The following is a 13,288-nucleotide window of genomic DNA, read 5'->3' on the forward strand; positions in this document are numbered from 1 at the left end:
CTTCCTAGTCGCCCCGGCGCTGCACGAGGCGCCAGTTGATGATCGAGAAGAGGACGACGACGAGGAAGATGCCCCACGCCACGGCGGCGCCGTACCCGAAGTCGTTGTTGTCGAAGGTCTGCTGGAAGAAGTAGAGGACCATCGTCTGGCCCGAGTGGCCCGGACCGCCCGCGAACGTCGAGTCGTTGGACGAGGTCTGGAGCAGGACCTGTGGTTCGGAGAAGCTCTGCAGGCCGGTGACCGTCGAGACGACGAGCACGAAGAGCAGCGTGGGCCGCAGCAGGGGCAGCGTGATCCGGAAGAAGGTCTGGAGGGGCCCGGCGCCGTCCATGCGCGCCGCCTCGTACAGGTCGCTCGGGACGGTCTGGAGGCCGGCGAGGAAGATGATGGCGTTGTAGCCGGTCCACTGCCAGGTCATCAGCGCCGCGATGGTGACCTTGATGCCCCAGGGCGTGTTCAGCCAGGCCACTTGGTCGATCCCGACCGCGTGCAGGACCGCGTTCACCATGCCGGCGTTGGTGGAGAAGATCGAGCCGAAGACGATCGCGATGGCGACGACCGAGGTGACGTTCGGGAGGAAGTACGCGACGCGGTACAGGCTCTTGAACCGGACCGCAGAGTTGAGCATCACGGCCGTGATCATCGCCAGAAGGATCATGGGGAAGGTGGCCATGGCCCAGATGATGATCGTGTTGCCGATCGAGTTCCAGAAGTCGCTGTCGCTCAGCAGGTACTGGTACTGCGAGAGCCCGGCCCACTCCATCGAGCCGAGCCCGTCCCAGCGGTGGAAGGACAGATAGAGCGAGAAGCCGACCGGGAACAGGCCGAAGCCCAGGAAGATCAGATAGAAGGGGGAGATGGCGGCGTAGAGGTGCCAGTACTTGCGAAAGCCCTTCTTCGGTCCGGCCGCGGAGGGCTGGACCACGGCGGGCGGGGTCTGCTCGAGGACGGCCATCAGTAGCTCACCCCCAGGTGCTTCGCGATGCGACGGCACTTGCTCATGGCGTCACTCCAGGCCTTCTTGGGGTCCTTGCCGAGGACGCCGACGTTCTTGATCTCGTCCTTGATGGGCTGCCCGAGCGCGATGTCGTACGGGCTGTTGTAGGCGACGACGATCTTCTGTGCGGCGGGTCCGAAGATGTCGGTCGTGACCTGGCCGCCGAAGAAGTCGTCCGGCTCCTGCATCTGCTTGAGTTCGTAGGAGGCGGGCGTGGAGGGGAAGAGGCCCGCGTCGACGTAACCCTGCGCCTGGTTGGCGGAGTTGAGCATCCAGGTGATGATCTGGAAGGCCTGCTCGGGCTCCCGGCACGCCTTGGTGATCGACAGGAACGAACCGCCGTTGTTGGCGGGCCGCACCGGCATGTCGGCCACCCTCCACCTGCCCTTGGTCTTCGGCACGCCGTTCTTGATGTCGAAGCTCGCCCAGGAGGCGCCCAGTTGGCTCGGCAGCGTGCCGTCCTGGATGGCGGAGAGCTGGTCCGGGGTGCCGCTGACCAGGTCCGAGACGATCCCGCGCCGCTTGGCCTCGACGGCCAACGCCCAGGCGTCGCGCACATGTTGCTGGTCACCGATGAACTGGCGGTCCTTGTCGACGTACCGCTTGCTGCCCTGGTTCACCACGTTGTCGAAAACGGAGTTGACGTCGGTGAGCAGCCTGGCCTTCGGGATGCGCTTGCCGAGCTGCACGCCCGCGTCGAAGAACTTCTCCCAGGTGTCGAGCTCCTTGGACACGTCGGCGGGTTCGTACGGCAGCCCCGCCTTGCGGAACACGTCGTACTGGTAGAAGTGCGCGACCGGCCCGCAGTCGATCGGGAAACCGACCATCGTGCCGTCGTCGGCGACGCCCTGGTCCCACTTCCAGGGCAGGTACTGGTCCTTGTACTTCTGCGCGCCCAGCGTCCGCAGATCGATGAACTGGTCCGCGTTCGGCAGATAGGCGGCCATGTCCTCGCCCTTGAGCCCCGCGATGTCGGGGATATGGGCCTTGCCGGTGATCGTGGTGATGAGCTTGGAGCGGTACTGGCCGCCGATCTGGATGGCCTGGAGGTCGACCGAACTGTCGTAGCGGGCCTTGGCGTTCTTGACGACGGTGTCGCTCAGGCCGCCGCTCCAGTACCACAGGACCATGTTCCGGCCGGTCGAGCCGGTCGGAACGGCACAGCCGGACGCCAGGCCGCCGAGCGCCGTGGCGGCCGTACCGGCCAGGCCCGCGCGGAGCAGGCCTCTTCGTGAGAGCCGCACAGCTCCCACCGCCTTTCGGGGGTTTTCGGGTCTTCGCATATGTACGGGGGGTCAGAACTGCCGTGCGGGGGGAGTGACGGGGGCGTACTGGACGGGAGGCCCGGGGTCGGCCGGGATCCGGTCGGACAGAAAACCGTATGCAGTCTTCAGTTCGCGGTCGGCGAGCGACCGCCACCAGCGGTCGACGCCGTACCAGCCGGGTGCGGCCGGCGCCCCACCCGGATGCTGGACGGACAGCCCGGCCGCGAGCGCCGCGAACCGCAGCCGCTCCTCGAGCGGCCAGCCGCCGAGCGAGGCCGCGACGAAGCTCGCGCCGAACACGTCCCCGGCGCCCGTCGCGTCCAGGACATCGATGTCGAGGGCCGGGACGTCCGCGTATTCGCCCGTGGTCTGGTCCACGGCCAGCGCGCCGGCCCCGCCCCGCGTGACCACGGCGACCGGCACCAGCTCGGAGAGCGTGCCGAGCGCCGCGACCGCGCTGTCGGTGCGGGTGTAGGCCATCGCCTCGGTCTCGTTGGGGAGGAAGGCGTGGCACAGCTTCAGCTGGTCCAGCAGGTCCGTGGACCACTGCCGGGTGGGGTCCCAGCCGACGTCGGCGTAGATGTGGGTGCCGTTCGCGGCGGCCTTGGCGATCCACTCGCGGGGTTCGGCCTCGAGGTGCACGAGGGCGGTGCGCGCCTCGGGCGGGTCGCCCATCAGCGTGTCCTGCGAGTACGGGGGCTCCTGGCCGTGGGTGACCAGGGCGCGGTCGTTCCCGTGGGCGAGGGAGACGGTGACGGGGGTGGGCCAGCCGTCCGCGGTACGGGAGAGCGAGAGGTCGACGCCCTCCTGGTCGTCGAGGATGTCGCGGCAGTACTCGCCGTAGAAGTCGTCGCCGAAGACCGTCGCCAGGGAGGTCCGCAGGCCGAAGCGGGACGCGGCGACCGCCAGGTTGGCGATGCCGCCGGGGCCGCAGCCCATGCCGGCCGTCCAGATCTCCTCGCCCGGCGTCGGCGGCCCGCCCAGACCCGTGAGGACGAGGTCGTAGAAGAGCAGCCCGGTCAGCAGTACATCGGGCCGGTCGTCGTCCACGCGCACGTCCTCTCGTCCGGCGCTCCATCACGGAGCTCGTCAAAACTCTTCAAATTCGATGACCGGAATCGTGCGCCGCTCCGCGACATTGGTCAATACCTGAGCAGAAGTGAGCATGGAAATGATTGGCAATGACGAGTACTGTTCACGTCGTGCTGGCAGAACGACGACATCAACTCATCCTGCGGGCCCTGCGCTCCGGCGGTCCCGCGGCCGTGACCGACCTCTCCGAGCAGCTGGGTGTGAGCCCCGCCACGATCAGGCGTGACCTGGTCAAACTCGAGGAGGACGGGCTGCTCACCCGCGTCCACGGCGGTGCCCGCGCCGAGGAGGGCGACCAGCCCTTCGCCGAGGTCGCCGAGGTGCGCGTGGCCGAGAAGGACGTCATAGCCGCGCATGCGGCGGGGCTGATCGAGGACGGTCAGTCGGTGCTGCTCGACATCGGCACCACCGCCTACCGCCTGGCCCGCCAGCTGCACGGCCGCCGTCTCACCGTGATCACCAGCAACCTGGTGGTCTACGAGGAGCTCGCCGACGACGAGGGCATCGAGCTGGTCCTGCTCGGCGGCATGGTCCGCCGCGAGTACCGCTCCCTGGTCGGCTTCCTCACCGAGGACAACCTCCGCCAGCTGCACGCCGACTGGCTCTTCCTCGGCACCAGTGGAGTGCGCCCCGGTGGGCAGGTGATGGACACGACGGTCGTCGAGGTGCCGGTCAAGCGCGCCATGATCAAGGCGAGCGAGAGGATCGTGCTGCTCGCCGACGCGGCGAAGTTCCCGGGTACGGGGATGGCGAAGGTCTGCGGTCCCGAGGACCTGGACGTGGTGGTGACGAACGCGCCGGTGAACGCGGCGACGCGGGCCTCCCTTGAGGAGGCGGGCGTCGAGGTGGTCGTGGCAGGAAAGGTTCAAGTGTGAAGCTGACGATTCTGGGCGGCGGCGGATTCCGCGTGCCGCTCGTGTACGGGGCGCTCCTGACGGACCGCGCCGAGGGCCGGGTCACGGAAGTCGTTCTGCACGATCTGGACGACAGCCGACTGTATGCAGTCGCCCGGGTACTGGCTGAACAGGCGTCGACCGTCGACGACGCCCCCACGGTCACCGCCACCACCGACCTCGACGAGGCGCTGCGCGGCGCCGACTTCATCTTCTCCGCGATCCGCGTCGGCGGCCTGGAGGGCCGAGCCGACGACGAGCGGGTGGCCCTCGCCGAAGGTGTCCTCGGCCAGGAGACGGTCGGTGCCGGCGGCATCGCCTACGGTCTGCGCACGGTCCCCGTCGCCGTCGACATCGCCCAGCGGGTCGCCCGGCTCGCCCCCGACGCCTGGGTCATCAACTTCACCAACCCGGCAGGTCTGGTCACCGAGGCCATGTCCCGCCACCTCGGCAACCGCGTCATCGGCATCTGCGACTCACCGGTCGGCCTCGGCCGCCGTATCGCCCGGGTGCTCGGCGCGAACCCGAACGAGGCGTGGATCGACTACGTCGGCCTCAACCACCTCGGCTGGGTCCGCGGCCTGCGTGTCGCCGGCCGTGACGAACTGCCGCGTCTGCTCGCCGACCCCGGACTCCTCGGCTCCTTCGAGGAGGGCAAGCTCTTCGGCGTCGACTGGCTGCAGTCGCTCGGCGCGATCCCCAACGAATACCTGCACTACTACTACTTCAACCGTGAGACCGTCCGCGCCTACCAGCAGGCCGAGAAGACCCGCGGCGCCTTCCTCGCCGACCAGCAGGCCGCCTTCTACGAGGAGATGCGCCGTCCGGACGCGGCCGCCCTCACCGCCTGGGACCGCACCCGCGCCGAGCGCGAGGCCACCTACATGTCCGAGAACCGCGAGAGCGCCGGCGCCGGCGAGCGCGACGCCGACGACCTGTCCGGCGGCTACGAGAAGGTCGCCCTCGCCCTGATGCGGGCCATCGCCCGCGACGAGCGCACCACCCTGATCCTCAACGTCCGCAACCAGGGCACCCTCTCGGTGCTCGACAACGATGCCGTGATCGAGGTCCCGTGCCTCGTCGACGCCAACGGCGCCCACCCGGTCGCCGTCGCCCCGCTGCCCGACCACGCGAGCGGCCTGGTCTGCTCGGTCAAGGCGGTCGAGCGCGAGGTGCTGGCCGCCGCCGAGTCCGGCTCCCGTACGACGGCGGTCAAGGCGTTCGCGCTGCACCCGCTCGTCGACTCCGTGAACGTCGCCCGCCGACTGGTCGAGGGATACACCGAGGTCCATCCGGGCCTGGCGTACCTTAAGTGAGCACACGAGGGGAAAGCGCTTTCCCCTCGTGTGCCCCACCCGGCCCGCCCCCTCCGCTTCCGCCCGCTCGCTACCTTCCTGGAGACTCCTCATGCACGACGAACGCCGCCGGATCGAGGAACGCGTAGAGCGCCTCCACAACCAGCGCATCAAGCCCGCGATCTACGCGGCCACCGTCCCCTTCGAGGTCGAGGCCTGGCAGGCGCCGGGGGAGCCGGTCCCGTTCGAGGAGGCCGCGGCGGCCCGGTACGCGCCCTTCGCGATGGACACCCCGTGGGGTCCGCCCTGGGGCACCACCTGGTTCCGGATGCGGGGCGAGGTGCCCGCCGAGTTCGCCGGGAAGCGCGTCGAGGCGGTCATCGACCTCGGCTTCGTGGGCGACTGGCCGGGCAACCAGGCCGAGGCGCTGGTCCACCTGCCCGACGGCCGTCCCCTGAAGGCGGTCAACCCGCTCAACCAGTACGTGCCGATCGCCAACCCGGCGACGGGCGGGGAGCAGATCGACTACCTGGTCGAGGCGGCGTCCAACCCCGACATCCTGGCGAACAACTTCGAGGCTCCGACACTGCTCGGCGATGTACTGACCGCAGGCGACCGTCCACTGTATACATTCCAGCGCGCCGACATCGCCGTCCTCGACGAGGAGGTCTGGCACCTCGACCTCGATCTCCAGGTGCTGCTCGGCGTCATGGTCCACCTCGGTGATCACGAGCCGCGCCGCCACGAGATCCTGCACGCCCTGGACCGGGCCATGGACGCCCTCGACCTGGACGACATCTCCGGCAGCGCGGCGGCGGTCCGCGAGGTGCTGGCCCCGGTCCTGGCGAAGCCCGCCCACGCCAGCGCGCATACGGTCTCCGGCGTCGGCCACGCCCACATCGACTCGGCCTGGCTGTGGCCCATCCGCGAGACCAAGCGCAAGACGTCCCGCACCTTCTCCAACGTCACGTCCTTGGCCGAGGAGTACGACGACTTCGTCTTCGCCTGCTCCCAGGCCCAGCAGTACGAGTGGGTGCGCGACAACTACCCGCACGTGTGGGCCCGCATCCAGGAGTCCGTGAAGAAGGGCCAGTGGGCCCCGGTCGGCGGCATGTGGGTCGAGTCCGACGGCAATCTGCCCGGCGGCGAGGCCATCGCCCGCCAGCTGGTCCACGGCAAGCGGTTCTTCATCGAGCACTTCGGCATCGAGACCAAGGGCGTCTGGCTGCCGGACTCCTTCGGCTACAACGCCGCCTACCCGCAGCTCGCCAAGCTCGCCGGCAACGAGTGGTTCCTCACCCAGAAGATCTCCTGGAACCAGACCAACAAGTTCCCCCACCACACCTTCTGGTGGGAGGGCATCGACGGCACCCGCATCTTCACCCACTTCCCGCCGATCGACACCTACAACGCCCGTTTCAGCGGCGAGGAGATGGACCGCGCCGTCCGCAACTACGCCGAGAAGGGCGCCGGTTCGCGCTCCCTGGCCCCCTTCGGCTGGGGCGACGGCGGTGGCGGCCCCACCCGCGAGATCATGGAACGCGCCCGGCGCCTCGCCGACCTGGAGGGCTCGCCCAAGGTCGTCGTCGAACACCCCGACGAGTTCTTCGCCAAGGCCCGCGCCGAGTACGAGGACGCCCCCGTCTGGAACGGCGAGCTCTACCTGGAGCTCCACCGCGCCACCTACACCTCCCAGGCCCGCACCAAGCAGGGCAACCGCCGCAGCGAACACAAGCTCCGCGAGGCGGAGTTGTGGGCGACGACGGCCGCCCTGCACGCGCCGGGCTACGCCTACCCGTACGAGAAGCTGGACCGCCTCTGGAAGACGGTCCTGCTGCACCAGTTCCACGACATCCTGCCGGGGTCCTCCATCGCCTGGGTGCACCGGGAGGCGGAGGCCGAGTACGCGCGGGTGGCCGAGGAGCTGGAGGTGCTGACCGGCGAGGCGATCGCCGCGCTCGGTGGCGGTGAGCCGCGAGTGTTCAACACCAGCCCGTTCGATCGGCGCGAGGTGGTACGTCACGGGGACGGCACGACCGGCTGGGTTCAGGTCCCGGCGAACGGCAGCGCTGCCGTGGACAACGCCGTGCCCGACGACCTCGTCATCGTCGAGGACCGCGCCCTCGACAACGGCTACGTCCGCGTCGAACTCGCCGAGGACGGCACCCTGGCCTCCGTCTTCGACCGGCGTGCCAAGCGTGAAGTCCTCGCCGACAAGGGCAACCTGCTCCGCCTCCACACGGACCTGCCCAACTACTGGGACGCCTGGGACATCGACAAGCACTACAAGAACCGCTACACGGACCTCGTGGACATCGAGTCCGTGCAGGCCATCGAGCGGGACGCGCTGGTCGGCTCGATCCGCGTCACCCGCGCCTTCGGCAAGGGCTCGAAGATCACCCAGACGATCACCGTCCGCGCCGGCAGCCCCCGCATCGACTTCGAGACCGAGATCGACTGGCACGAGGCCGAGAAGATCCTCAAGGCGGGCTTCCCGATCGACATCCGCGCCCCGCACTCCTCCGCGGAGATCCAGTTCGGCCATATCCAGCGCCCCACCCACACCAACACCAGCTGGGAGGCGGCCCGTTTCGAGGTCTCCGGCCACCGCTGGGTGCACGTCGCGGAGCCCGGCTACGGTGTCGCGGTCATCAACGACTCGACGTACGGCCACGACGTCTCCCGCACGGTCCGCGAGGACGGCGGTACGACGACCAGGGTCAGCCTGAGCCTGGTGCGCGCCCCGCGCGTCCCGGACCCGGAGGCCGACCAGGGCAAGCACCGATTCACCTACTCGCTGCTTCCCGGCGCGAGCATCGAGGACGCGGTCGCCGAGGGGTACGCCCTCAACCTGCCCCTGCGCGTGGCCGATTCGGCGGGCGAGCCGGATCCGGTCGTCTCCGTCGACGGCGAGGGCATCACCGTCGAGGCGGTCAAGCTCGCCGACGACACCTCGGGCGATGTGGTCGTACGGCTCTACGAGTCCCGCGGCGGCCGAGCCCAGGGCGTCCTGCGCACCGGCTTCCCGCTCGCCGGCGCCAAGGTGACCGACCTGCTGGAGCGACCGCTGACCGAGGACGAGGCCGCCGTCGACGGCACGGTCCCCGTGACGCTGCGCCCCTTCCAGATCCTCACCCTGCGACTGAAGCGTGCCGAGGTGAACTGACCCATGCCCATGCAACCCTGGTTCACCGACGCCAAGTTGGGGATCTTCGTCCACTGGGGCATCTACGCCGTCGACGGCGTCCAGGAGTCCTGGTCGTTCTACGACGACATCGTCCCGCACGACCGGTACATGTCCCAGCTGGAGCGCTTCACCGGCGCCAAGTACGACCCTCGCGCGTGGGCCGACCTGTTCGCCCGCGCCGGCGCCCGGTACGCCGTCCTGACAACCCGTCACCACGACGGAGTGGCCCTGTGGGACACGGAGTTCGGCGATCTCAACCTCGGCAAGGACTACATCGGCCCCTACGCCGAGGCCCTGCGCGAGAAGGACCTCAAGGTCGGCTTCTACTACTCGCACTCCGACTGGAACCACCCCGACTACGCCACCACCCGCAAGCCGGGCCGCCCACCGGAGCAGGAGGACAACCGCTACTCCGAATGCTCGGCCGAGGACGAGGACCTGGCGGCCTGGAAGCGGTTCATCGCCTACCGGGACGGGCAGATCCGCGAGCTGTCCTCCCGCTACCGGCCCGACCTGATGTGGTTCGACGGCGAGTGGGACCGCAGCGAGGAGCAGTGGCGCATCCCCGAACTCGCCGCGCTCATACGCTCGTACAACCCCGACGTCGTCTTCAACGCCCGCATGCTCAGCGAGGGCGACTACGCCACCCCCGAGCAGGGCGCCCCGATCGAACCGCCCAGCGGACCCTGGGAGTTGTGCCTCACCATCAACGACTCGTGGGGTTACCAACACCAGGACCACAACCACAAGTCGCTCACCCAGCTGATCCGCTACTTCACCGAGACCATCGGCGGGGGCGGCAATCTGCTGCTCGACGTCGGCCCGATGGAGGACGGCACGATCCCGCAGCCGCAGGTGGAGCGTCTCGAAGGGCTGGGGGAGTGGATCGCGAAACACGCGGAGGCGGTGTACGGGACGGTGCGCGGGCTGCCGGCCGGGCACCACTACGGGCCCAGCACCCTCTCCGCCGACGGCCGGACGCTCTACCTCACCCTGTTCGACATTCCCCGCGCCGAGATCGGCGTCCGCGGCCTGGCCACCCCGGTCCGCAAGGTCACCGTCCTCGGCACCGGCACCGATCTCGCCCACCGTGTCGTCGGCGGACTGCACGAGGCCGTCGGCGTGCTGTGGATCGATCCGCCCGCCGAGGCCGACCTCGACCCGCACGCCACGGTGCTCGCGGTCGAACTGGACGGGGAACTGGAGCTGTACCGAGGCGCGGGACGGTTCTGACGACGCCACAAAGAGCGAGCTGGAGCACATGCTCCGGGGCCGGGTCCTGCACCTCGAACTCGCCCGCAGCGGCAAGGACTGGTCCAAAACCATCAGGTCGGGACGCATCCAGCCGGCCTGCGAGGCCGACGCCGTCGTCGAACCGCCCCCACGCCTGGCCGTGTTGGCGCAGGCGTGGGGATACCCGATCGTTCGACTCAGCCGGTGAAACCGGCCGTGATCGAGGTGAACTGCCAGTTGCTCTGGCTGATGCCGGAGCAGTTGCTGACCACGCCGCCGCCCGGGCACGGCCGGTCACGGTTGACCGACCAGAACGCGAGCCGCGCGATGTGGTGGGAGTTCGCCCAGTCACGGATCGAGGTCCAGGTCGCGGTCGAGGTGAGCTCCTGCTGGTCGGAGAGCCCGTTCATACCGGAGATGCCGATGTGGGCGTAGGCGGTCGCGTCGTCCCACCCGAAGGTGGACTTCAGCTTGGTCTTGAGCCCCTCCGTCGCGTTCACGGTGTTGCCGTACATGTCGGCACCGCCGCCGAAGTCGAACGGCATGATCGTGAACACGTCGATGCCGGCGTTCAGCGCCTTGGCCTGCTCGATGAGCCGGCCGCCCCAGTAGGTGGGACCGGTCGTCGACGTCCCGAAGGTCAGGACGGTCCGCAGCCCCGGGTTGTTCGCCTTGACGATCTTCAGGGCGTTCAGGATCCGGTCCTGCACGGTCGCGTTCTCGAATTCGTCCGTGTTCTCGATGTCGACGTCGATCGCCTTGAGCCCGTAGGCGTCGATCACCTTCTGGTAGGCGCCGGCCAGCGCCTCGGCGCTCGAGCAGTTCGGCCCGAGCTTGTTGCCGCTCCAGCCGCCGATCGACGGCACGATGTCGCCGCCCGCGGAACGGATGGAGTTGATGACACTCTGGTCGTTTCCGCCGGTCAGCGGTCTGCTGCCGTCCCAGGCCGGGTTGCAGCCGCCGGAGGACAGGATGAACGCCATCGTGTACCACTTGATCCCGGTCGAGCTCATCACCGAGGTGGCGCTCGGCGGATCACCCCAGCCGAGATACAGATAGGGCGCGGCCTGCTTGAACCCGGTCCCGCCCCCGCCGCCGGCGTCCGTCGTGACGCCCACGGCGTTGGAGGCCGCCGAGGAGTTCCCGGCCGCGTCCCGCGCCCGCACGGTGAACGTGTAGGCGGTGCTCGCGGAGAGCCCGCTCACGGTGGCGCTCGTACCGGAGACGCTGAGCACCTGGTTCGACCCGCTGTAGATGTCGTACGCCGTGACACCGACGTTGTCCGTCGAGGCGTTCCACGCCAATGACACGCTCGACGACGTCTTCCCGGTGGACCGCAGACTCGCCGGCGCGGTCGGCGCCTGAGTGTCCGAACCGCCGCCCGGGCCATCGAGGTTGATGTCGTCGGCGTAGTAGGTGCCCTGCGCGTACCAGCCGTGGGTGTAGACGGTGGCGCTCGTCTGCGAGGCACCGGTCGTGAAGGACACGCTGAGTTGGCTGTATGCCGACGGCGACGAGGTCCACGTGGAGGAACCGCCGTCCACGCCGAGGTAGACGTAGCTGCCGCGCACCCAACCGCTCAAGGCGTACGCGGTGTTCGGCCGTACGGCGACGGTCTGGCTGCACTTGGCGATGTCACTCGAACTCACCGCGCCGGCAAGCGCCTTGGAGCCGCCGTGCACGGGGGAGGAGGCGACCGACCCGAGATTGCCGGTGCAGGACCAGGGGCTCAGGGCCCCCGACTCGAATCCGGGATTGGTCAGAACATTGGCCGCTTGGGCCGTACCGGGAAGAGCCACAGCCCCGGCCAGTGCGAGAGCCGCGGTACCCAGGAAGGCGAAGAGACGTCTGGAACGCCGTGGAAGTGGAGTGCGCACATGATCTCCCTGAAGAAATGGGGGTGTTCGGGAGTACAGGGAAGTGCGCAACACAAGTTGGTATGGACCAATCCGCCTGTCAAGGGTGAGGGAGGGAATTGGTCCATACCGGTGAGTGGAGATGCCTCAAGGGGTGCGGGGAACTGCGCGACAAGCCACGACGCACCCGCACCCGGCCGACAAGCTACAGCGGCAGTACCTGACCCGCGGCCGAGACGGAGTCGACGGCAACCGCCTGTGCCTCCGCAGGCGCCGGCACGGGAAGAGGTTCGGAAACCTCCGCCCTCTGATGCGGAATGGCCACAGGCCGAAGGTGCCGCGGCCCCGACACCACCGTGTAGTCCTGACCCAGGAACGGCGGAGCCATCTCCCCCGGGTCCTCACCCAGCGCCAACTGCACAGCGGCCCAAGGCGCGTTGACCCCGCACAGCGACAGCTGATGCAACCCGCCCGCGGGCCGGGTGTTGACATCCATCAGTACCGGCGTGTCACCGAACATCCGGAACTGGATGTTGGACAGGTAGTGCAGCCCGAACCCCTCCGCGATCATCCGCGCCGGCTCCAGCCACTGCTCGTGCAGCGTGAACCCACGACGGCGCCCGTTCTTGGTGCGGCCCACCGCCAGCCGGATCCGGTTGTCGGTCCCCGTGAGGCAGTCGACCGAGACCTCCGGCTGCTCCAGACGCGGCATGACCAGCCAGTCCACCGACTCGTCGGCCTGCGTCAGCGCCTCCACGACCGTGTCCAGCGGTACGTACGGGCTGGGAAAGCCGTTGAGGTGATCGAGTGAGAAGGGGGCGCGCGTGATCACGCGGAAGCCCACCCCACCCGCACCGGACGCCGGCTTGAAGCACGCCTTGTACCCGCCCGCCTCCAACTCCTCGACAGCGACGACGAGTTCCTCCGCGGTCCGCACCCGGTACCACGGCGGCACGGGCACTCCGATGGCCTGGACGGCCTCGTACGCGATCACCTTGTCGTGGAAGACGGCCACGGCCTCCGGCGGCGGCGCAAGCAGTGCCGTACCGGCCGCCTCGAACTCCGCGCGGTGCGCCACGATCGCCGACTGGTGCAGCCGGGGCACGAAGACGTCGATGCCGCGGCGGGTGCACTGGTCGAGCGCGTACTCGACGTACGCGGCCGGGGACAGGCCCTCCGGCTCCAGCTCGGCGGTGTCGGCGGCGGCCAGCACGGGGGAGTCCGCGTCGCCGTGCGTCGCATGGATCTTGACGGCGCGATCACCGGGATTTCGGCGCAGCTGATCCATGAAGAACACGTTCTCCGCGTACGTGCGGTTGAGCCAGACGCGTACGCGAGAGATCATGCAGGGGCCGCCTTTCGGGGTTTTCGGGCACGGCGAAGCAGGCCGAACCCGGCCAGGGTGTGAGGAGGGTCACCAAACCGCCCTGCGCGAAGGGAAGTTCATGGCGGTGGTGTTGGGGCGATCAT

The 13,288-nt window shown here is 69.0% G+C and carries 10 protein-coding genes; 5 read left to right on the forward strand and 5 right to left on the reverse strand.

The window, feature by feature from the left end; translation table 11 throughout:
- Positions 1 to 4: 4 nt before the first annotated feature.
- The 3 genes from TN53_RS00505 to TN53_RS00515 are packed head-to-tail and all read right to left on the reverse strand — an operon-like array spanning position 5 to position 3,312.
- Entirely contained in the window at positions 5 to 955 is a 951-nt protein-coding gene (locus tag TN53_RS00505; RefSeq protein ID WP_046256242.1) for a carbohydrate ABC transporter permease, read from the reverse strand.
- Positions 955 to 2,241, reverse strand: coding sequence for an extracellular solute-binding protein (locus tag TN53_RS00510; protein WP_046256243.1), 1,287 nt, complete (start codon positions 2,239 to 2,241; stop codon positions 955 to 957). The genes TN53_RS00505 and TN53_RS00510 overlap by 1 nt, the downstream gene beginning before the upstream one ends.
- A 51-nt stretch (positions 2,242 to 2,292) precedes the next feature.
- Positions 2,293 to 3,312: a carbohydrate kinase family protein gene (locus TN53_RS00515; protein WP_046256244.1), complete on the reverse strand. Its 1,020-nt coding sequence runs from the start codon at positions 3,310 to 3,312 to the stop codon at positions 2,293 to 2,295.
- 152 nt (positions 3,313 to 3,464) lie between these two features.
- On the opposite strand from TN53_RS00515, the gene TN53_RS00520 reads away from it, so the two are divergent.
- From TN53_RS00520 to TN53_RS00540, 5 genes are all read left to right on the forward strand, one after another.
- On the forward strand, positions 3,465 to 4,229 hold the full coding sequence (locus tag TN53_RS00520; RefSeq protein WP_046256245.1) for a DeoR/GlpR family DNA-binding transcription regulator: 765 nt from the start codon (positions 3,465 to 3,467) through the stop codon (positions 4,227 to 4,229).
- Entirely contained in the window at positions 4,226 to 5,563 is a 1,338-nt protein-coding gene (locus TN53_RS00525; RefSeq protein ID WP_046256246.1) for a 6-phospho-beta-glucosidase, read from the forward strand. The genes TN53_RS00520 and TN53_RS00525 overlap by 4 nt, the downstream gene beginning before the upstream one ends.
- Positions 5,564 to 5,654: 91 nt before the next feature.
- Entirely contained in the window at positions 5,655 to 8,708 is a 3,054-nt protein-coding gene (locus tag TN53_RS00530; protein ID WP_046256247.1) for an alpha-mannosidase, read from the forward strand.
- A 3-nt stretch (positions 8,709 to 8,711) separates the two neighbouring features.
- A complete protein-coding gene (locus TN53_RS00535) occupies positions 8,712 to 9,962 on the forward strand; it encodes an alpha-L-fucosidase (RefSeq protein ID WP_046256248.1) in 1,251 nt (416 codons plus the stop codon).
- Positions 9,963 to 9,990: 28 nt separating this feature from the next.
- The gene (locus tag TN53_RS00540; RefSeq protein ID WP_046256249.1) at positions 9,991 to 10,170 is read left to right on the forward strand and encodes a hypothetical protein; all 180 of its coding nucleotides are present in this window, start codon (positions 9,991 to 9,993) and stop codon (positions 10,168 to 10,170) included.
- Here the strand turns inward: TN53_RS00540 and TN53_RS00545 are convergent.
- Positions 10,160 to 11,839 carry a carbohydrate binding domain-containing protein gene (locus tag TN53_RS00545; protein ID WP_046256250.1) on the reverse strand — a complete coding sequence of 560 codons (1,680 nt, stop codon included), beginning with the start codon at positions 11,837 to 11,839 and terminating at the stop codon, positions 10,160 to 10,162. The two genes, TN53_RS00540 and TN53_RS00545, sit on opposite strands and share 11 nt — an antisense overlap.
- Before the next feature lie 184 nt (positions 11,840 to 12,023).
- Positions 12,024 to 13,163, reverse strand: a complete 1,140-nt coding sequence (locus TN53_RS00550; RefSeq protein ID WP_046256251.1) for an ATP-grasp domain-containing protein — start codon at positions 13,161 to 13,163, stop codon at positions 12,024 to 12,026.
- Between the last annotated feature and the right edge of the window lie 125 nt (positions 13,164 to 13,288).

The organism is Streptomyces sp. WM6386, assembly GCF_000972385.1.
Lineage (GTDB): Bacteria > Actinomycetota > Actinomycetes > Streptomycetales > Streptomycetaceae > Streptomyces.

Bases quoted from the DNA above. Each gene is read 5' to 3' on its own strand.
- TN53_RS00505 (WP_046256242.1), bottom strand. From the start codon at position 955: ATGGCCGTCCTCGAGCAGACCCCGCCCGCCGTGGTCCAGCCCTCCGCG.
- TN53_RS00530 (WP_046256247.1), top strand. From the start codon at position 5,655: ATGCACGACGAACGCCGCCGGATCGAGGAACGCGTAGAGCGCCTCCAC.
- TN53_RS00535 (WP_046256248.1), top strand. From the start codon at position 8,712: ATGCCCATGCAACCCTGGTTCACCGACGCCAAGTTGGGGATCTTCGTC.
- TN53_RS00540 (WP_046256249.1), top strand. From the start codon at position 9,991: ATGCTCCGGGGCCGGGTCCTGCACCTCGAACTCGCCCGCAGCGGCAAG.
- TN53_RS00550 (WP_046256251.1), bottom strand. From the start codon at position 13,163: ATGATCTCTCGCGTACGCGTCTGGCTCAACCGCACGTACGCGGAGAAC.